Raw genomic sequence first — 20,215 nt, 5'->3', positions numbered from 1 at the left:
GAAATTCGTCCCGCCTTCTGTCAGCAATTGAATATAGGAGACTACAACACTCGCATAAAAGACGAGAGTGTGGCTGCCCTATCGGGAGGAAATACAATGAAGCGCAGTCTTACAGGTCTGATCTCGGCAGCATGCCTGATATCAATGGCGACAATCGGAGCGTGCAGTCACGTCACAGCGCCCGACGAAAACCTTATCTCGGCCCCGGGCCAGTATAGCGGCTATTCAGAACCTTCTTACGACGGTTACGAGCGGAGTTCATTCTACGTACCAGTACGAGATGGCACACGCCTCGCCGTCGATTTATTCCGGCCGACGCAGGACGGAGAGCTCGCAGACGAGCCGCTGCCCGTCGTCTGGATGCACTCTCCTTATAACCGCCGTTCATTCCGCGGCGAACCCGCCGTCGAAGCCTATCCGGGATACGCCATCGAACTGGTCCCTCACGGGTACAACGTCGCTATCGTCGACTTTCGCGGCGTGTTTGCGAGCTTCGGACGCAATATCGGCTATAATCGCGGCGAGTGGGTCGAAGCCGCCCGCTGGGACGCTTATGACATTACTGAATGGTTCGCAGATCAGTCTTATTCAAACGGCAATATTGGTATGTGGGGCTGTTCCGCGACTGGAGGGAGCCAGATGCAGGCGCTCACGACACGCCCGCCATCGCTCCGCGCTATTGTACCGATGAGCGCAGAGCTCGATGCCTATGCATTTGCTGTGAATGGGGGCATCGCCCGTGAACGCCCGATCGCCCCGCCAGGCACCAACCCAGGACGGGACATGGTCGCGAGGCGCGATGCGATGGCCGTACCGGTTGACGGACCCGACGCAGCTGCGCTTTTGACTGCCGCGATCGCAGAGCACGCAGAAAATATCGATTCTGTCGGCCAGGTGCCATTCCGCGATAGCATCTCACAGGCCACAGGCCTCGAATGGTGGTCCGTGTCCAGCCCGCATACATACCTGGATGACATGCGCCAGGCGGAAACGGGTGTTTTTTCTGTCGCCAACTGGGATGAGGCAGGATCCCGTCACGGACCGTTCTTCACTTTCAATAATCTTGATCCGGATAATACAAAATTGCTGGCCGGTCCGGCGACGCACTGCGACTGGTCCACAGTGGAAGCAGATACCGGGCTAGACCTCGTTGTCGAGGAACTGCGCTTTTTTGATCACTGGCTCAAAGGCATTGAAAACAATGTCATGGATGAGCCTGCCGTCACTTATTACACCTATAACGCTGAAGAGGGATCTGCATGGCGCCAAAGCGAAGTCTGGCCGCTTGAAACGGAAGTCCGCACAAGCCTTCACCTATCGCCAAACGGAACACTAATCCGTGATCAGCCTGAGACGGAATCCTCTGTGCAAGTCGGCTTCAGCTCACCACCCACCGCAGAAACAGTGAGTTTGTCAGTGCCGGATGGAGGTCTGATCTTCCAAACCGAACCTCTTCAGAACGATTTAGAGGTCACGGGACACCCCGTTGTGAACCTGTGGATTGAAAGCGATCAACCTGACGCTGATGTCACGGCTTTCTTGCTGGACGTCGCACCGGACGGAACCTCACAAACATACCAGATGCTCGGACGTCTTCGTGCAAGCCACAGAGCGACGGAGGAGCCGCCCTACAATCATCTCGGGCTTCCATGGCATAGCTTCACGTCTGATGATGCTGAGCCGTTAACGCCCGGCGTACCAGCGGAACTGAGCTTTGATATGCTTCCGATGTCGTACATCTTCCAACGGGGACACCGTATCCGCATCCTGTTGAACTTCGCCGCTGTTGGCGGAGATCAGGACACTGAAGGCGAGATCCGTGTTCTGACTGGCGGGGAGACAAGATCACATATCGAGCTACCTATCATTCCAATCAGCGGAGACTGAGCCGTTATGAAAGCTTTATGGATATCCACCGCACTTCTTACTCATAGCGTGATCGTCGGATGTACCGCCGGAACAACCGAAACGCCTCAATCTTCTTCAGCGACGCCGCCACTTTCAGGCATGGATATGTCGCTCCTGACATCGTCAGCGACCGAACCGGACGGCCCGGGAACACAACTTGGCCCCTACCCGGATATAGTTATTGCACCTGCGCCGGGGCTGCCAACGCACACGATATATTATCCGGAAAACTCCGGCGAAAAAGCCCTGCCAGTTCTGGTCTGGGGAAATGGCGCCTGCAGAAATGATGGACGGTCATTTTACCGGACTCTGACAAAAGTCGCGTCCCACGGCTTCTTCGTCGTCGCAGTAGGGCTTTACGACACGCACGCCGATGCGCCATCGACGACAGGGCCTCAGATGATAGAAGCCATAGACTGGCTCGAAAGCGGCCCGTCCCTGCCTGCGGGTTTAGGCGCCCGCATTGACGCCGACAGTATCGCAGTCATGGGCCAATCCTGCGGCGGCCTCATGACAATAGAAGCGTCCGACGACCCTCGCGTAGATACGATAGGCGTAATCAATAGCGGCGTGTTCAATGCAGGCTCCCGCCCCGGACTTTCTATATCGACGGCCACAAAGGACGATCTCGCCCTGATCCACACCCCCACACTCTATATCAACGGCGGCTCAAATGATGTTGCCTTTGAAAACTCTAATGATGACTTCGAGCGGATCGATAATGTACCGCTTTTCTACGGCGTGATGGAAGGAGCGGGTCACATAGCAACGCACCGTCATCGCAATGGTGGCCGATTTGCAGAAGTCATTACCGCGTGGCTGGAATGGCAGCTGAAAGACAATTCAGAAGCCGAGAGCTGGTTCGTTGGCGCTGATTGTATGCTCTGTTCAGATCCAGAATGGATTGTGCAAAAGAAAAACCTCAACTGACAGGCAGCTGAGGTTATTTGAAAGCCATTATGTTGGCCGCATGAGTTGCGGCCAACTTTACATTCACACTGTCCAGACGAGCCAGGTGAGGCCAATCGCGATCGCGACGCCAAGCGCAACATTCCAAAGTGGCGCCCGAACTGTTTTTTCCGGCGCGCCCTCTTCGACCTTTCGGCTGCCTGTGAGCATCGGTCGAACCAGATTAGCCTTCAGTAAAAACTGATAAGCCAGAACTGCCAGTACGTGTAGGGCGATCAGAATGTAGAGCGCCCGAAAGCTCATTTCATGAAACTCGGAGAACAGACGCCCCGTATCGAATTCCAGAAATTTAGACAGCGGACCGGATTCCAGACCATTCACATCTATCGTGAAAAGACCTGTTCCCACCTGTGTACCGACCACGAGTATCAGAGCAACAACACTCAGCGCACCGAGCGGGCTATGCCCGGTTGATGGCTTATAATTGCCCTTGGTAAGCGACTTCGCATAGGCGATGACTTTGCCCGGACCTTTTACGAAGTCGGAAAACTTCGCCGTAGAAGCCCCGAAAAGCCCCCAGTAGACGCGATAAAACCAGAGAAACAGTACAAGCATGCCAATCCGGCGGTGCCAGCCCATTTCGCCCCAGCCATACGTTATCCACCCTTGCTCCACCATGAAACCATCGAGCGTCTCCCATATGCCGTGGCCTTCGGCTGTCGACCACATACAGGCGATAAGGAAAACCAGACCCCAGTGAAATGTGCGGACTGTCCAGTCCCAGACCTTCTGGGACCGGACCGGAACAGCGTCCGTACTAGTCATCGTCTACACGGAAATCGTCATGGCAGGCACCGCAAGTACCGCCGAGTGTGCGCAGAGCGCCGCCTGTCGCAGTCATGTCGCCGGATGCAGCAGCTGCTTGAAACGCTACAGCAGCCGTCTGGAAGTTAGAAACAGCTTCAGCAAAGCCTTCTGGGTTTTCCCATATCGTTGGCAGAGCTTCGGTTTCGACACCCGCCTCAGGGCCAGAACCTGCAGGGAACCAGTCACCCATCGTAGCTGCGTGACCTGCGATAATATCAGCTTTCTCAGAGATCAGCGTAGCGTCAGGGCTGCCCGAGCGCATGCTTTCACTGATGGCACGCATGCTCGCGCCCATCTCTTTCAGATTATCCTGACGCGCTTCGATAATTGCCACGATTTCGGCGTTAGCCGCAGGTGCTTCAGCTGTTTCAGTTGCAGCTGGCGCTTCAGCTTCAGGTGTTGCCACCTCTTCCTCTGCGCCGCCGCATGCAGCCAGCAACAGAGTAGAACCGGCAATCATGCCGAACATAACTTTCTTCATTGGGTACCCCTCTTCGTAAACGGATGCCGTCATCATCCCATCGCTTAACCCTAGGAAAACCGTAAGGTTGAGTGGGTAACTCGTCAATCAGGCAACCGGTTCACAGTTTGTTGTACGATATAGCAAAAAAAATCCGGCGGTGCAGAACACCGCCGGACCTTAATTTCGCTCAGCTACACCTTAGTAAGTGTATTTGAAGCCAACTTCGATCGTACGACCGAGCGCATTCACGCCCATACGCGGGTCATAGCCGAACTCTGCACGAACGAATGGTGGTTCTTCGTCCAGAATGTTCTGCATAGAACCTGTGAGACGCAAATTGTCGTTCAGGTCATACACGTATGTGAAGTCGAACGTCAGCGTGCTGTCGATCTCGTTGCCACGCGTGAACGGACCAACGAACTCGTCTGCAGTGTACGGCGGTGCGGAACCAGGAATGATACCGACCGGGTCAACGCCACCACGTTCGTCCGTCAGGCCAGACACGTAACGTGCTGTCAGACGGGCGTTGTGGTCACCACGGTTATAGTTGAAGAACGCATTGATACGGTGCTTCGGCGCGGAGAAACCAACAGATGAGAAGTTCAGATAACCGAGACGATCATCGTCCGGTGTCACCTGGAAGCCATCCAGAACACGTGCACTCGTCATGAGTTCCGTGATGCTTGTACCCGTCAGGCCAAATGACGCGTCAGCCGCACCAATTGGGAACGAGTAGTTGATCTGGTAGTCGAAGCCCGATGTGAACTGGTCAGAACCGTTACCGAAGTCAGTTGTGACACGGTTCAGATCAGCTGGCGTTGTCGTGCCTTGCACACAACCACCGTTGAATTCAACGCGGTTGATAAGCGGGTGGCTACAAAGGTCGATACCATCATTCGGATCGAACACTGCGTCAGCGATGAAGTTGTGCGGAGCAATCTCGCCAATTTCACCCATCGTGTGAATGTCGAAATAGTCGACAATGATCGTCAGATCGTGATCAGACGCAAAACCATCGCTCTGCCAGATCGCACCAATGTTCCAGCTTTCCGCCTCTTCCGGCTGAACACCCGCTTGAGTGACAGTGGAAGCTGCGAGCCATGCACCATTTGCAACCGTGTACGAACGTACGAGGTTAGCAATGTTGCCCGGAGCCAGTGAAATCGGCGGCGCCTGGAAGTTGGTACCGTAAGAACCGCGGATCGCGAGCTCATCAGTCAGCTGCCACTTACCAGACACTTTGTAGACTGTCGCGCCCAGACCACCAGAGAACTCCTCACGACGAACCGCCGCCTGAACATTGATGTCGTCAGTCAGAGGAAGGTTTGTCTCTGCGAAGAAGGAGTAAGACTGCTGGTCAAAGTAGTCAGGTGTGTTCGTGCCGAAGAAGCCGTAAGGACCCGGCTCGTTAGCTGTACAGCCATTGAAGTCAGGGTGACCGTTTGGCAGCGGACGCTGACCAACTGGCCACGCACATGGTGTAGCACCGTTATAAAGCTCGCTAGGAACGAACTCGCGGTACTCGACCATACGGCCTTGCGCACCAACAGCCCAACCGATTGTGCCGCCTGGAAGCTCAACTGGTAGAACACCATCGAATACTGCGTCGAATGTGATGCTTTCTGTCGTAGATTCATCGCGACGCTCGTCGAACAGCCATGCAACGAGCTCATCTGGGTTTTCAGCACCCGGAACATAGTTCGGGTTAGCCAGACCAAGCTCAGGCTGTTGTGCGAAAGAAGACGCGAACGGGTTGAACCAGAGACAGCCGTTCTGACCAGCTGCAGCAGGGTTTTGTGTACCCAGCTGAGATGAATCAAGGTCAGCCGCCACACAGTTCGGTCCACCAAAACCATTAAGAGCTTCCTGCAAGCGGTAGCCGAGATAGTCAGGGTTTGTGTTTGTTGAACGTGCAGAGTTGTACGTCACAGCAACATCATAGCCGATGTCAGAGAAACGACCGAAGAAGTCACCCAGAGTACCGTCAATGCCAGCAGACATACGCCAGACTTGATTGCTAACGCTTGCCGCAGAACCAAAGCCTTCGCCGCGGCCCATGACAGGGTTACCGTTGTGTGCGAACGGGCGAACAAGGAACGCAGAATAGCGATCAGTCAGGCCGAACAGAGCGCTTTGGTCCCAACCGGTGCGTGCTGCAAACTCTGCAACATACGGGTTCGAGCTTGGAACAAAGTATTGGAATGTCGCGCCGGTTGTTGTCGCCGGACCTTGCGTCGTCGGAAGGGACGGAGAACCGAATACACGTGGAACGTCAACCTGACCGTAAGAGAAGTCAGCATGCAAGTTCATGTTCTCGTTGATGACGGTATCAAACTGAGAATATACGCGATAGATGTCCTGGTCTTCTACGAGGTTATAGTAAGACGCATAGTTATAGAGACAGACCGGAGTAACCGTCTGGTCAGTCGCGTAGACACCACCGACAGACTCACACGAATCTTGCGTGAAGTCGTTCAGGAACGAGTTTAGGTTACCAATACCAAAGCTTGTATTCTGCGGCAGGTAGCCTGTCAGGTTGGTCAGGAAGGACCATGGTGTCGGGTTCTCTGTGTATGGAACCAGCGCCCAGTCACGGTCTTCTGTTTCGAGGCGGGAACGATGCTCCCACTCAGCAGCGATGTAGAAGTTTGTATCGCCTTCTCCCCAACCGGCGATGAAGCCCATATCCCACTCGCCGTCAGAACCGTCGACGTGCATGTAGTTGCCGGTGGTTTCGAAGCCTGTGAAGCCTTCGCGTGTGATAAAGTTCACGACGCCGCCTACAGCGTCCGCACCGTAAATAACGGCCGCGCCGTCTTTCAGAACCTCTGTACGACCAATCGCGATACCCGGAATGTTAGACAGGTTTTCACTCATGCGACGTCCGTTAAGGAGCGTCAGAGTCTTGTCGGCACCGAGACCACGAAGGTTGAAGCTTGGTGAACCTGTAAGTTCAGCGCCACCAAAATAGTTTGCCTCACCAGACGTTGGACCAGACTGCGGAAGTTCGCGCGCGAACTGCAGCGCAGACGGGCTACCTTGCAGTTGCAGGTCTTCAGCTGAGTAGACGTTAACCGGCAGAGCCGCGTCTTCAGGTGTGCCACGGATCGCAGAACCGGTTACAACAACCTGCTGCTGCGTGAACACTTCATCTTCAGCTTGTTCCTGAATGCGCTCGACGTCGTCCTGCGCATAAGCCAATGTTGGTTGAATAGCAAAAGCTAAAGCCGCCATAGAGGCGTACTTCAATCCAGCCCTCATAATTTCCTCCACTTGTATTTTATATACAGACCCATTTTTTGGGTCTTAAACACATTTAGAGGCATGACTGGTGAGAATGTAAATACCTATTATGTTAGTGAACACCGTTCGCTATATGATGATATATTGTAGTAGTGTCGTTTTTATCACACAAACCTTGCCGTAAGGTCAGTTTTGGCGCGCCACCAATTCTTCGAAGATCTGCAATTGGAAGGTTTTGAGAAGCTCGACGGCCGAATCGGCGCCTTCACGGCTCTCCTCACGCAAAGCGTCGATCGCAAGACCACGTAATGCCGCAGCGTAGAGCTGAACGAACGCGTAGATTTTATCGCGCGCCTCATGACCCGACATTCCGGCTGACTGGCACAGCCCCCAGACGCTCTCCTTATGGCGCTTATCGAGTTCGTCATTCATACGAACGAACTTCTCAGCCATGTCCGGATCGCTCCTTGTACTGAGCATAAGTTCGATCCGAGCAACGCCGGATGGCGAGACCATTGCCTCCCAGAGCACATCGATGAGCGCGAGAAACTTGTCCGCAGGCGTTTCCAAATTCGATAGCCGCTCCCGGTGCAACTCACCACGCATATCGCGCATACGCTCGGCAGCTGCCATCATCAGATCCGCCTTGGTCGGGAAATGATGGAGCATTGCGCCCCGGCTAACGCCAGCTCGTTGCGCGACGACCGTGGTGGTCGTCTGATGAAAGCCGATTTCATGCAGAGATGCGATAGTGGCTTCAATCAGCTTTGCGCGTGTTCTGGCTGTGCGCTCGACATTTGGCACCCGCTTTCGCGTGGCTGGCTTTACCGGTGTTTCGCTATTGGCCATTTGTTCTGCCTCACTTGATTTCACCGCACGTAACGCCCGGGGCTACGCCTTACGCTTGCCCTTAAACCCTTTGGCAAGGACGTAAATCTCGGGCGAATGCGCCCGGCTCGCCGGCGGTTTTGCGTGCCTAACTTCAGTGAAGTTTGCTTTCAGCCGCTCAAGAAGTTCAGGGCTGGTTCCGCCCTGAAAGACTTTCGAACAGAACGTCCCGCCCGGTTTGAGTACATCAAGCGCGAAATCTACCGCAAGCTCGACCAGTGCCACCGTACGAAGGTGATCAGTCTGTCTGTGGCCTGTCGTATTCGCCGCCATGTCCGAGAGCACGACGTCCGCAAGTCCGCCCAGCTCGCCTTCGAGCTGCTTCATGACCGCTTCGTCAGCCACATCGCCCTGCAAGAGCACAGCGCCCACAATCGGCTCGATCTCGAGCAGGTCGATACCGACCACTTTGGACGCTCCGAGCGACAGCGCAACCTGCACCCAGCCACCAGGCGCGGCACCAAGGTCAACGACTGCATCACCCTTTTTGATGATCTCGAATCGCTCCTGAAGCTCGTTGAGCTTGAAGGCGGCACGCGAGCGATACCCCGCATCCTGCGCTTTCTTCACGTATGGGTCAGAAAGCTGGCGCTCGATCCAGCGCTTGGAGCTTTCGGTTCGCGCGTTGTAGGCGGGCGTTTTCTTCTTCGCGGTTCGACCAGCAGAGCCTTTTCCAGCTCCGATACCTTTGCCGTTCCAGCGACGTTTTCCATCATCAGCCAAGATCGGCCTCCTTCTCAGGTGGTGCGTCAGACACGTCACCTTCCTGATCACTATTTGATTTGCGGCGCCGTTTGCGCGGCGGCTTTCCGTGAATGAGCGACATGAGCAGGCCTTCTCGCAGGCCCCGGTCGGCGACACGCATCTGCTCGCACGGCCAGAGTTCCCATATGGCTTCAAGGATCGCGCACCCTGAAAGCACAAGATCCGAGCGACCGTCACCAATACAGCCGATCTGTGCCCGCCCCGCCTTCGTCAGTGAAGACAGGCGCTGACGGGCAGCCAGCGCATCCTCGCGGGCAAACATGCTACCATCCACGATGGACCGGATATACTTATCCAGATCGAGATGCACCGCGCACAGGCTGGTCACAGTGCCGCTCGTTCCAATCAGGTGGCCACGATTTTCCTTAAAGGTTTCAGAGAAGTCCTGCCCTCTCTTAAACTCCTGAAGCATATTCCGGGCATAGGCCAGCATTTCCGGATACCAGTTCGGGTCGTCCGGCCGTTCCGGGAACTGCTCTGACAAGGTGACGACGCCTAACGGGAAACTTGCCCAAGCGATCATCGGCGTCTTTTCCAGTGAGTTCTTCAAGCCGCGCTTCTTCGCTTTTGCAATATCGACCCAGCACAGCTCCGTTGAGCCGCCACCGATATCCACGACGAGCGCGACTTCCTTATCATTCTCCAGCAGATCGAGGGCGCCAGTCACGGCCAGACGCGCCTCTTCTTTCGGTGAGATAATCTTGAAGGACAGTCCGACTTCCTTCTGAACGCGCTCAATGAACTCACGACCGTTGGTTGCCGCACGGCATGCCTGCGTTGCGACGCATTTAAGCCGCTTCACATTATGATTCTTGAGTTTGTCGCGAATGACAGAAAGCGCACTTATGGTGCGCTCAATCGCATCTTCAGACAGCATGCCTGAAGATGTGAGACCTTCGCCCAGACGGACGATCTGAGAATATGAGTCGACAACCCGAAACCGCCGGCCTTTTTCTTCTGCGACCAGCAGACGACAATTATTCGTACCCAAATCAATAGCCGCGTATACGGGCTTGCGATCGGGCTTTTTTTGTTTCGGCCGCCGACGCCTCTTCTTTTGAGACGCTTTGGAGGTGAGCATAGTACCGCTCTGAATGCTTAAGTTGCGACCAGACTAGCAGACGTGATGCAGAAGCAAAAGCTCTGACATCTTGTTGAGTGGGGTAGGTGCATCTATCTTTATAGGGAACCGAAGTGACGAGGTTGTTCAAAATGACAGATCGCATGGCAAAATTTCAGATCGGCCAGGTCGTCAAGCACCGTCTCTACCCTTTCCGAGGCGTGATCTTTGACGTCGACCCGGAATTCTCAAACTCCGACGAGTGGTGGGAATCAATTCCGGAGAATGTACGGCCAAGTAAGGACCAGCCTTTCTATCACCTGCTCGCGGAAAACGAGCAAAGCCATTACGTGGCTTATGTTTCCGAGCAAAACTTGCTGGATGACGCTGATGGCGGCCCTGTTGACCATCCGCAAATCAACGAGATTTTCATGGAGCAGGATGGACAGGCTTATAGGGTCCGGCCCGAATTGGCTAACTAATCTGACGACATAAAGCCCGGTCCAGCGCCGGGCTTTTTCTTTGCCCGCCCACCGAAATCGCTCGCTCAAGACTTGCTAATTCACCCAAGACAACCCAGATTACATATATGTAATGCTCGTAGGGGTACGGCGGCATCGGCTGGGAGATCGATGTTGAAAAATAACAAAAACAAAGAAGTCTACGACCGCATGCGTGCGCGCCGGGCGCGGTACATGAAACGCAAGTCCGGCGTCGCAAGAGACGGCCGGTCCTTCCCGATCGGTACTCACTCCTCTGAAGCAGCAGAAGCAACCGGAGAAGCAGGTGATGGAGGCCGAGGCGATCCATCAATCTGGATCTATCTGGTTCTGCTTGTCGTCTTCGTCATCATTCTGTTTGGCGGAATGATTGGTGACGGTCCAAACACCTGACCCTGAGCCCCAAATAAAAAAGGGAGCCGAAGCTCCCCTTTTCCAAATCAGGATGGCTGACCGTTAGATCTGGCCGTCTTTAGCCAGTTTCGCGAGGCCACGACCGATAACGATCTGCTGGATTTGCGTTGTACCTTCATAGAGGCGGAAGATACGTACATCGCGGTAGAAACGCTCAATGCCGTAATCAGCGATATAGCCGGCACCGCCGAAGACTTGAACTGCACGGTCAGCGACACGACCAACCATCTCAGACGCAAACATCTTACAGCTTGCCGCCAGCAGCGTTACGTTCTCGCCGCGGTCACGCTTTTGCGCCGCATCGAGCACCATGCAGCGCGCTGCATAAGCTTCTGCATAGCTATCGGCCATCATCGCCTGAACCAGCTGATGGTTCGCAATCGGCTCACCAAACTGCTTACGCTCGACAGCATAGTTCGTCATTTCGGAAATCAGTCGCTCTGCAACGCCCGTACAAACCGCTGAGATGTGAAGACGACCACGGTCCAGAACGGACATGGCGACTTTAAAGCCATCGCCCTCTTCGCCAAGGCGGTTCGCCACAGGCACACGTGCATTGTCAAAGATTACGTCACAAACGTGTGCGCCCTGCTGGCCCATTTTCTTCTCAGGCTTACCAATGGTCACGCCTGGAGTTGTCGTTTCAACGAGGAAGGACGAGAGGCCTTTGCCGCCTGGCGTGTTCTGATCAGTGCGCGCCATAACCGTCAGAAGGTCGGCCTTGTTTGCGTTTGTGATGTAACGCTTCGTGCCGTTCAGAATGTAATGGTCGCCATCACGTTCAGCACGCGTCTTCACGCTGCCCGCATCCGAACCCGCTTCAGGCTCTGTGAGGCAGAATGAAGTGATAATTTCGCCGCTTGCGATTTTCGGCAGCCACTGCGCTTTCTGTTCGTCATTGCCCCACATGACGAGGCCCTGAGAACCGATACCGATATTTGTACCCGCGACGGAACGGAATGCAGGAGATGTCTGGCCGAGCTCCAGCGCAACAAGCACTTCTTCTTCCATGTTGAGGCCAAGGCCACCAAACTCTTCAGGAATGGAAATACCAAACAGGCCGAGCTCTTTCATGCCGTCGACGACGTCCTGTGGAACAGCGTCTTCTTCAGCAACCTGACCTTCAATCGGTTTGCACTTCTCGTCGACGAAACGACGAACCATTTCAATCAGCGCATCCCGTGTTTCCTGATCATATGCCATTTACGTGTTTCTCCCGCGCAACTTTTATATAGCGACTTTGATATAGTGTCGGACACTAACTAGAACTGCAGGCATAATATGACAATGGGAAAGGCGGCCCGGATTAAACGTGAAAATATTTTCACTTGCCGAAAAACGATAATTGTTGTATCGTTTTTCAATAATTCGGAGACCACTGATGAAACTCATTCCAATTCTGCTCGCTGCTACACTCCTGTCCGGCTGTATCGTCATCAACGCTGACGACGATGATCTTGATCTTGTGGGCTCCCAGAACATTACTCAATCAAATTTTGACGGCCTGGAACTTCGTGGTGGTGGCGACGTCCACATTCAGCACGGACGCACATTCGCTGTGAACAGGGAAGCTGAAGCGCAAGGCTGGCTTGTCGGTCTGGATGACAATACACTGGTTCTTGAATGCGACCGCCAGTGCCGCGACAACCATGCAGACACAATTGTGGTCACTCTTCCATCTATCGATAACATCGCGATCACTGGCGGTGGCGACATGATGATTGATGGTGACTTCCCGAATACAAGCGAGCTGAACATTGCCCTCGTCGGTGGCGGCGACATTGATGCGCGTTCCGTACAGGCAAACGAAGTGAACATATCTATTGTTGGCGGCGGCGAAATTGACGTAGCGGCAGCGACAGAGCTCAATGTCTCCATCATTGGCGGCGGCGAAATCGGCTATATCGGTTCACCTGAAGTAAACCGCAGCGTGATCGGCGGCGGTCAGGTTCGCCAGATCCGCTAGAGGCCTAGACCTCACTCTTTTGAGAACTTAAAGACGGTCCTGATTCTAACGAACAGGGCCGTTTTCTATGGGGTATACACTAAAGACCGAGGGTGAATTTGCAGACTGGCATTATTGGGATGGCGACGCCTATGAATCCCAGCTGGTCGGTCCGTTCTATATGAAGAAAGACGACAATGGCGAAATGGTCGGTGCCTTCCGGGCGGAGCCTCGCCACATGAACGGCCACGGCAATATGCATGGCGGCTGTATGATGTCTTTCGCCGATTTCGGGCTATTCGTTATCACCGATGAAATCATCAATGACGAGACACCGGGCGTCACGCTTTCCATGAATTCAGAATTTCTCAGCGCCGCATCCGTCGGCGACATGATGGAAGTGCGCGGCGAAGTTCTGAAAGCAGGCCGTTCAGTTGTGTTTGTACGCGGTGTCGTCACCGCCAACGGAACGCCCTGCCTCAATTTCTCAGGAACAATCAAAATCCTGCGTAAGCGGCCAAACAGCTAGTCTTTGGCAGCCATAGGGCGCGCCTGCATGGCCTCGAACCAACGAGACAGGTTAGGCCGCCCTTCCCAGAGCTTACAGCGCATATACAGGCCGAAATTCATGCAGATTAACAGCGTGATATCGGCATTCGTGAAACGGTCACCAGCAACGAACTCGGTCCGCTCCAGAACACGGTCGAAATAATCAGCCGTCTTCAGCGTCTGCTCTTCTGACATCTCAGACCATTCCTTGGATTGCTTTGCTTCCAAAGCGGCAGCGCGTGGGTGGCCATGACGGAACCAGCCTGCAATCGACATCATCAGCATGAGCTCGACACGGCGATCCCACATCTCGATCTGCGCGCGCTCCAGCCCGTCACGCCCCATCAGGTTAGGCTCCGGGAAAACGCTTTCCAGGTAAGTACAGATGGCGCGGCTTTCACCGATCACGGTGCCATCATCCAGTTTCAGAGAAGGCACGCGTGCAAGCTCGTTCACAGACTTATAGTCTGAACTGCGGTGCTCACCTTCAAGAAGCGCTAGTTCGATGATTTCGACCTCATCAAGCTTGCCCTTCTCTTTCAGAAAGAAGGTTACGCGATCCGGATTCGGTGCGCCTTTGGCACTATATAATTTCATATGTTTCACTCCCAGTGACTGATTAGACAGTCGGTCCGGACGTGAAGTTTTTCAACCCGTCACGCAGCGTTAATCGAAGGAGGCCCGCACACCGAATGTTGCATTCATTGGTTCGCCCGGGAAATACCGGTGATTGCCGAATGCAAAGTCAGCCCGGTCGGCATAGCGCTCGTCTGTCAGGTTGCGGATGATAACGAAGGCTTCAAGCTGATCCGTCAGATCATAGCTCGCACGTGCAGACGCAACAGTGTGACCGTCATAGCTCGCCGTGTTCGCTTCATTCGTGAAGTACTCGCCGACATATTCAAGGCTGAGGCTGGCATCCAAGCGGTCAGTAGGCGCCCATGCAATGCGGAGATCACCCAGCCATTCAGGCGCAGAGTCGATCGGATTACCATCGACAATGCCGTTCGCCGCGCGATTGAAGGCGTAAGTGTGCTCGGCCCAGCTCAAATTACCCGAGACCGTCACAGTGTCGGTCACCTCAAAGCTAGCCTGTCCTTCAATGCCGACATGGTCAGTACGACCACCAATCACGTTGAGCCCCTGCGCATCGCGGAAGAAGTAATTTTCCTTCTCCATCACATAGGCGGCGACATCGAAATAGAGACGCCCGTCCAGAACCGCACCGCGCGCGCCAAGTTCAAGGCTGTCCAGCGTTTCGGATTTCACCTCGCCTACCGTTTGCAGGCTTTGCAGACGGTAGAGGTCGGATGCCTGCGGCGCACGCTGGCCTCGCGCATAGTTCGCATAGAGCGCCACATTGCCGATAGCATCATACCAGATGATACCGAGCTTCGGCGTCACCAGATCAAAACTGTCTGATCGGTCTGCGGGCACGTTGAAGCGTCCATTTACGCCGGATGGCGCGCGCGTAGTGTAATCATAGTCATGTGTTTCGGCGCGAAGTCCCGCCAGAACCCGAATATCGTCACTGATTTCGTATTCCAGCTCCCCCCAGAGCGCGAAAGCCAGCGTCTCGACCGTATAGTCATAGTGAACGCCGACAGGGAAACGACTATCGCCCGGGAAGAAACCAAATGGCGCGGGCTGCGTTTCAAGCAGGTCGCCGCTTGCCGCATCGACCATGCCACCTACCGTCCAGCGCAAGTCATCATAGCGACGGGTCACATCGCCCATAACACCGAAGGCGGAATGACTGTTTTCTTCGAAGCCTTTGTACGGCAGGAAGTGCTGACGGAATTCCATTTCCTGCCAGCGCGCATATGGCGTGACATTCACATCATACTCGCCGAAAGAGCGGTTCAAATCGATAGCCGCCATGGCGAATTTCGCGTCACGAAAGGCTTCGGGGTTTGGATTGCTTTCTGAAACGTCCTCGTCCTCATACGCTTCAAAGCCCTGAATGAAGCCACCCGTCTCCTGGTTGAGGTTCATGGCCGATAGCCATGCCTGCCCCGACCAGCCCGCAAACTCTACCGCCGTCGCCAGATAAAGCTTTTGCTGATCGACGCTGGTATCATCGCGCCAGCCTGCATCATGTTGCACGGACAGGCCGAGAACCTGACTACCATTTCCCGTCACAATGTCGCCGCGCGTGCGGGAAAGGGTCGATGAGCTAACAGAAACCTCCGTTTCGACGCCTCGGGTTGGCATTATTATGTCCACTAACCCATGCACCGCATTGGAACCATAAGCTGCCGATGCAGGACCTCGAACGACTTCAATTTGCTCTGCAATCTCATGATGAGTCTCGAACAACATGTTAACATTGCCAAAGGCTGGGGAGCGCGTTGGGACACCGTTTTGCAGGACCAAAAAGCTCCCCTGCCCAGCGCCACCATTGAGAACAGGCGAGCGAATAGCAATCAGGTGCTCCTGTCCGGAATTTGTGTGGATATTTACGCCTGGTAGACTATTAAGTATTTCCGCTGGGTGGTCTGCTAACGTCTCGCGGATTTCACCCTTTGTGACCCGAGAAAGGGAACCAGGCTCGCTGCTAAGCCGGTCTCCAACAACGTTCACCGTAGTCATCAAACTGCACGGTAGACCTAACGTGACGACGTCATATTCCCAGTCTTGCACGCCTTGCCGCCTTACAACTTCTCTGAGGCGGTCTTCTTCAGCGTCCCAGTCGGTAATGTAGCATTCATCCGTTCTGTACGCCTCATCATCCCCAACCTGCGCGAATGCCTGAGGCATTGCGAGGCCGAGAGCCAGAACAGAACCTGCACCAAGAAGACGGATTAAACGCGACATAGACTTCCTCCCTGCACCCGTTTTTAGGGCGTCATGAGATGTATCTGTATCCCTGTCGCGCAATAATCAAGCTGGATAGAGTAAACTCTACCCAACTTCATTCACAGCGTTGCAGATCAGCCACCAAGGAAAAGTGATGCTGGCAGCGCACCGGCTATGCACGCGCTCATGCATGTTGCGAGCGTACCGGCCAGAAGTGTCTTCCATGACAGGCTGAGGAATGTGTCACGGCGTTCTGGAGCAATGATGGTGAGACCACCAATCAGAATGCCGATAGAGCCGAAATTCGCAAAGCCGCAAATCGCGTGCGCAACGATAATGCGTGAGCGGTCAGACAGCTGATCTGCAGGCGTGTTCGCAAGGTCGAGGAAGGCAACAAACTCAGTCAGAACCGTTTTGATGCCCATGAGAGAGCCGGCCTTTGCCGCCTCTTCCATCGGCACACCCGTCATGTACATGAGTGGCATGAAGATCCAGCCGAGAATACGCTGAATAGATAGCGCCTCGCCATTTACATCCGGCGCGGCGCCGAGGGCCGCATTCACCATGAAGAGAAGCGCGAGCGCGGCAATCAGCATAGTCGCAATGTTCAGAACGATCTGAAGGCCTGTGCTGGCACCTGATGAAAACGCGTCCATTGTAGATTCGTATTCAAAGTCAGGTTCGTGCGCACGATCTGAGATCGCAACGGTTTCAGGCACCATCGTCAGCGCAAGGGCGACCGCCGCAGGCGCAGCCACGATAGACGCCGTCAGAAGCTGGGCGAGCGGATTAGCCATAACCGGCTGCAGGAAGGTCGTATAAATGATGAGAACGGAACCAGCGATGGTCGCAAAGCCGGTTGTCATAAGAACGAAGACTTCCGAACGGGTCATGCCTTTGATGTATGGTTTTACGAGGACCGGTGCTTCGGTCATGCCCATAAAGATGTTCGCAGACACAGCCAGAGATGTCGCGCCACCAAGGCCCATGGTTTTCGCGAAAATGAAGGCAAAGGCTTTAGTCACCCAGCGCAGAATACGCCAGTGCCAGAGGATCGCGGACAACGCCGCAACAACAATAACGATTGGAAGGATCTGGAAGAAGAAAGCGGGATTGGCATTAGCTTGTTCTACCGGGAAGGTCGTATTGTCACCGATATAGCCGAACACAAAACCTGTGCCGTAGCGGGTCGCGTTCTCAAGGCCGTCGACAACGACATTTGCTTTGAACAGAACGTTGCGAACCGGCGGAACGGCAAACAGAAGGAGCGCAAACACAAACTGGAGGCCAACTGCGCCGAGCACGAGTTTCCATGGAAAGAGTTTCCGGTTTTCCGAAACAGCCCAGGCGATACCAACAATCACCACCAGCCCGAGCAGCGCCCGCGCGTTATCCCAGCCCCAATCCATACCGTATTCCTTTTCCCGCGGAGCGTTTCCCGCCCGATCGACACATTTCTGTAGTCGGCAGAGCCTGCCGGTGCAAACCCTTATTCACAGCAAAACATGTCTGATACGCTCAGCAACGCCGGTTAAGCATGCCTGCGCCTATCTGTTTATCTCCTGTGCAGCATAGCTCTGCAGAGTGGCGTAAAACCATCGAACATGATGACAGAGAGATTCGCCGGTATAGAATCGCATGGATATCAAACGAAGCAGTACACGCCTTCAATGCAGCCATTTCACCTTGCCTTCCCGACCGCCAATCTTGAGAAGACGTCAGCCTTCATGACTGACGTAATCGGCGCAAGCATTGGCCGGACAAGCGAACGTTGGGTGGATTTCGACTTTTTCGGCCACCAGATCACCAGTCACCTCGTCGACGATATGGATGAAGCGGCCAAAAATCCGGTAGACGGGCAACAGGTTCCGGCCTTCCATTTCGGTATCATCATGCAATGGGATGACTGGCAGGCTCTGGCAGGCCGCGTAGACGCTAAGGGCGTGCCATTCGAGATTGGCCCCTATATCCGCTTTACGGGCGAAGTAGGCGAGCAAGGCACGTTCTTCATCCGCGAACCGGGCAGCAATACGGCGCTGGAATTCAAGACATTCCGCAATTTCGACCAGATTTTCGCGGCATAAATTTACCGCATACAATAATTTAATTATTGTATAAAATAATTAATTGTGCTTATCTCCATGAAAGCCATGGAGGTGACATTGAAAATTTTCAAACTTGCTGACGGTATCGCAGCTGTCCTTTTATTTCACGCATTCTGCTTCCTTTCAGTCGTAGCCTATGAAGTCTGGAAAGCTGGAGGACCGACCCTCCTGACTGATTATGGACTTCTGAAAGCCAAGCTCTTGGTTGCGCTTTGGATGAGTCCGTTTGTTTTGATTGCTCTAATCGGTGCTTCAGCGGTTGGGATCATAGCGAATTCACAACAGTCGCAGGCATTTGTTCTAAGAAAAATCAGAACCACTAAACTCATCAGCGTAAGTTTCGCGCTAGCTGCTTCCCTGATGTGTTTTCTCGACCTTGCCATGGGAGATTTGGCGGACCGCCTCCGCGTCGAAACATCATCTCATTATCTGATCATCGTCTCTCTGTTTTCAGCCTGCTCCATTATCAGCCTTCTCAACATAGGCCTTGAACAGGGCATCCGAGCGAATGAGGAGAATGAAAGCTTTGTCTGATACCTCTACGCCCTTCGGTGACATCGTTGTACGGCTGGACGTGTTACTGGCCCTGCAGAAGCGTAAGGCCAAAGATCTAGCGATCGAAGTCGGGATTACAGAAGCAAACTTATCCCAACTCAAGTCGGGAAAAGTGAAAGGCATACGGTTTGAAACACTCGCCAAACTTTGTTTCGCACTCGAATGCACACCAAACGATATCCTCGAGTATCGCGCTCCCGAATAGTCAAAAGGCCTGCAAAAGCAGGCCTTTTCGCGTAATTCGTCAGCTGACTATTCAGCTTTTTCCGGCCAGCGGAATTTACGCTCCGGATAGAACGGATAGTGCGGCGCGATACCGTCAGATACCTTCTCAGGGTATTCAGGCTTACGCTTTTCAAGGAAGCTTGTGACGCCCTCTTTCGCGTCGCCTGTACGGCCACGTTCGAAGATCGCACGGCTGTCGATGATGTGCGCTTCCATCGGGTGATCGGCACCCAGCATCTGCCACATCATCTGACGTGTCAGCGCAACGGATACCGGTGCGGTATTGTCGATGATTTCGCGGCACCAAGCGCGCGCTGCGCCCATCAGTTCAGCTTGCGGATAGACTGCTTTGACCAGTCCGCCATCAAGAGCTTCCTGCGCATTGAACACGCGACCGGAATAACACCAGTCCAGCGCCTGGCTGATGCCGACAAGACGCGGAAGGAAATAGCTTGAGCATGCTTCAGGTGTGATGCCGCGGCGTGAGAATACGAAACCGAAGCGCGCATTGTCAGACGCGATACGCACATCCATAGGCAGCTGCATGGTCGCGCCAATACCAACGGCTGCGCCATTGATCGCGCCGATAATCGGCTTCAGGCTTTCATACATGCGCAGTGTGCAGCGGCCGCCGCCATCACGTTGCAGGTCTTCCTGCGTTGCGTGGCCGGCCTCTTTGCCGCCCGCCTGACGTGCTTCGTAGTCGAAGGTCTTGCCGCCTTGAGAGAGGTCAGCGCCGGCGCAGAATGCGCGGTCGCCAGCGCCTGTCACGATGACCGCTTTCACGTCATCATCAGCGTCTGTCTCGTCAAAGGCTGCGATGATGTCGAGCATCATCTGGCCGGTGAAGGCGTTCATCTTCTCCGGACGGTTCAGCGTAACCGTCGCAATGCCATCCTCGACCTCAAGAATGACTGTCTCAAACTCTTTTCTTTTTGTCATAGTAAAACTCCCCGTCTGATTGACGGGGAGTGAAGACGTGTCTGGGAAGTAAAATCAAGTATAACCCGAGGTCACTTC

The 20,215-nt window shown here is 54.3% G+C and carries 20 protein-coding genes; 9 read left to right on the top strand and 11 right to left on the bottom strand.

Going from position 1 to position 20,215, the window contains the following annotated elements; genetic code table 11:
* Positions 1–96 precede the first annotated feature (96 nt).
* Together P1U45_RS11220 and P1U45_RS11215 are read left to right on the top strand one after the other, a co-directional pair.
* Positions 97–1,887 (top strand): CocE/NonD family hydrolase, encoded by a 1,791-nt coding sequence (locus P1U45_RS11220; RefSeq protein ID WP_301059149.1) that lies wholly within the window; start codon positions 97–99, stop codon positions 1,885–1,887.
* A gap of 6 nt (positions 1,888–1,893) precedes the next feature.
* Positions 1,894–2,838, top strand: a complete 945-nt coding sequence (locus P1U45_RS11215) for a hypothetical protein (RefSeq protein WP_301059148.1) — start codon at positions 1,894–1,896, stop codon at positions 2,836–2,838.
* A gap of 63 nt (positions 2,839–2,901) precedes the next feature.
* On the opposite strand, the gene P1U45_RS11210 is transcribed toward P1U45_RS11215, so the two are convergent.
* From P1U45_RS11210 to P1U45_RS11185, 6 genes are all read right to left on the bottom strand, one after another.
* The gene (locus P1U45_RS11210; protein ID WP_301059147.1) at positions 2,902–3,642 is read right to left on the bottom strand and encodes a cytochrome b/b6 domain-containing protein; all 741 of its coding nucleotides are present in this window, start codon (positions 3,640–3,642) and stop codon (positions 2,902–2,904) included.
* Positions 3,635–4,165, bottom strand: coding sequence for a cytochrome c (locus P1U45_RS11205; RefSeq protein ID WP_301059146.1), 531 nt, complete (start codon positions 4,163–4,165; stop codon positions 3,635–3,637). The genes P1U45_RS11210 and P1U45_RS11205 overlap by 8 nt, the downstream gene beginning before the upstream one ends.
* Before the next feature lie 180 nt (positions 4,166–4,345).
* Positions 4,346–7,408: a TonB-dependent receptor gene (locus P1U45_RS11200; RefSeq protein WP_301059145.1), complete on the bottom strand. Its 3,063-nt coding sequence runs from the start codon at positions 7,406–7,408 to the stop codon at positions 4,346–4,348.
* A gap of 168 nt (positions 7,409–7,576) precedes the next feature.
* Positions 7,577–8,239 (bottom strand): TetR/AcrR family transcriptional regulator, encoded by a 663-nt coding sequence (locus P1U45_RS11195; protein ID WP_301059144.1) that lies wholly within the window; start codon positions 8,237–8,239, stop codon positions 7,577–7,579.
* 42 nt (positions 8,240–8,281) lie between these two features.
* Complete coding sequence (locus tag P1U45_RS11190) at positions 8,282–9,001, bottom strand: RlmE family RNA methyltransferase (RefSeq protein WP_301059143.1); 720 nt, start codon at positions 8,999–9,001, stop codon at positions 8,282–8,284.
* Entirely contained in the window at positions 8,994–10,034 is a 1,041-nt protein-coding gene (locus P1U45_RS11185) for a Ppx/GppA phosphatase family protein (protein ID WP_301059142.1), read from the bottom strand. The genes P1U45_RS11190 and P1U45_RS11185 overlap by 8 nt, the downstream gene beginning before the upstream one ends.
* A gap of 221 nt (positions 10,035–10,255) precedes the next feature.
* Here P1U45_RS11185 and hspQ point away from each other — a divergent pair, with 221 nt between their 5' ends.
* The gene (gene hspQ, locus P1U45_RS11180; RefSeq protein WP_366144971.1) at positions 10,256–10,585 is read left to right on the top strand and encodes a heat shock protein HspQ; all 330 of its coding nucleotides are present in this window, start codon (positions 10,256–10,258) and stop codon (positions 10,583–10,585) included.
* Positions 10,586–10,738: 153 nt separating this feature from the next.
* Positions 10,739–10,996: a hypothetical protein gene (locus tag P1U45_RS11175; protein WP_301059140.1), complete on the top strand. Its 258-nt coding sequence runs from the start codon at positions 10,739–10,741 to the stop codon at positions 10,994–10,996.
* A gap of 63 nt (positions 10,997–11,059) precedes the next feature.
* Here the strand turns inward: P1U45_RS11175 and P1U45_RS11170 are convergent, their stop codons facing one another.
* Positions 11,060–12,220 (bottom strand): acyl-CoA dehydrogenase family protein, encoded by a 1,161-nt coding sequence (locus P1U45_RS11170; RefSeq protein WP_301059139.1) that lies wholly within the window; start codon positions 12,218–12,220, stop codon positions 11,060–11,062.
* 178 nt (positions 12,221–12,398) lie between these two features.
* Between P1U45_RS11170 and P1U45_RS11165 the strand changes: the two genes are divergently transcribed.
* Together P1U45_RS11165 and P1U45_RS11160 are read left to right on the top strand one after the other, a co-directional pair.
* Complete coding sequence (locus P1U45_RS11165; RefSeq protein WP_301059138.1) at positions 12,399–12,983, top strand: DUF2807 domain-containing protein; 585 nt, start codon at positions 12,399–12,401, stop codon at positions 12,981–12,983.
* Positions 12,984–13,050: 67 nt separating this feature from the next.
* Entirely contained in the window at positions 13,051–13,491 is a 441-nt protein-coding gene (locus P1U45_RS11160) for a PaaI family thioesterase (RefSeq protein ID WP_301059137.1), read from the top strand.
* Here the strand turns inward: P1U45_RS11160 and P1U45_RS11155 are convergent.
* From P1U45_RS11155 to P1U45_RS11145, 3 genes are all read right to left on the bottom strand, one after another.
* Positions 13,488–14,108, bottom strand: a complete 621-nt coding sequence (locus P1U45_RS11155; protein ID WP_301059136.1) for a glutathione S-transferase family protein — start codon at positions 14,106–14,108, stop codon at positions 13,488–13,490. The two genes, P1U45_RS11160 and P1U45_RS11155, sit on opposite strands and share 4 nt — an antisense overlap.
* Before the next feature lie 69 nt (positions 14,109–14,177).
* On the bottom strand, positions 14,178–16,328 hold the full coding sequence (locus tag P1U45_RS11150) for a TonB-dependent receptor (RefSeq protein WP_301059135.1): 2,151 nt from the start codon (positions 16,326–16,328) through the stop codon (positions 14,178–14,180).
* A 116-nt stretch (positions 16,329–16,444) separates the two neighbouring features.
* Positions 16,445–17,719 carry a nucleoside transporter C-terminal domain-containing protein gene (locus tag P1U45_RS11145; protein WP_022695075.1) on the bottom strand — a complete coding sequence of 425 codons (1,275 nt, stop codon included), beginning with the start codon at positions 17,717–17,719 and terminating at the stop codon, positions 16,445–16,447.
* Between the two features lie 261 nt (positions 17,720–17,980).
* Here P1U45_RS11145 and P1U45_RS11140 point away from each other — a divergent pair, with 261 nt between their 5' ends.
* The 3 genes from P1U45_RS11140 (at position 17,981) to P1U45_RS11130 (ending at position 19,175) form a co-directional block, all read left to right on the top strand.
* The gene (locus P1U45_RS11140; protein ID WP_301059134.1) at positions 17,981–18,394 is read left to right on the top strand and encodes a VOC family protein; all 414 of its coding nucleotides are present in this window, start codon (positions 17,981–17,983) and stop codon (positions 18,392–18,394) included.
* Positions 18,395–18,472: 78 nt separating this feature from the next.
* Positions 18,473–18,949 carry a hypothetical protein gene (locus P1U45_RS11135; RefSeq protein WP_301059133.1) on the top strand — a complete coding sequence of 159 codons (477 nt, stop codon included), beginning with the start codon at positions 18,473–18,475 and terminating at the stop codon, positions 18,947–18,949.
* A complete protein-coding gene (locus P1U45_RS11130; protein ID WP_301059132.1) occupies positions 18,942–19,175 on the top strand; it encodes a helix-turn-helix transcriptional regulator in 234 nt (77 codons plus the stop codon). The genes P1U45_RS11135 and P1U45_RS11130 overlap by 8 nt, the downstream gene beginning before the upstream one ends.
* A 47-nt stretch (positions 19,176–19,222) precedes the next feature.
* On the opposite strand, the gene P1U45_RS11125 is transcribed toward P1U45_RS11130, so the two are convergent.
* Entirely contained in the window at positions 19,223–20,137 is a 915-nt protein-coding gene (locus tag P1U45_RS11125) for a crotonase/enoyl-CoA hydratase family protein (protein ID WP_301059131.1), read from the bottom strand.
* Positions 20,138–20,215: the final 78 nt, after the last annotated feature.

The sequence above is a fragment of the Ponticaulis sp. genome, assembly GCF_029210165.1.
Taxonomy (GTDB): Bacteria; Pseudomonadota; Alphaproteobacteria; order Caulobacterales; family Hyphomonadaceae; genus Ponticaulis.
The sequence above is the reverse complement of the archived record's forward strand: the minus strand, read 5'-3'. Positions and strand labels throughout refer to the sequence as shown.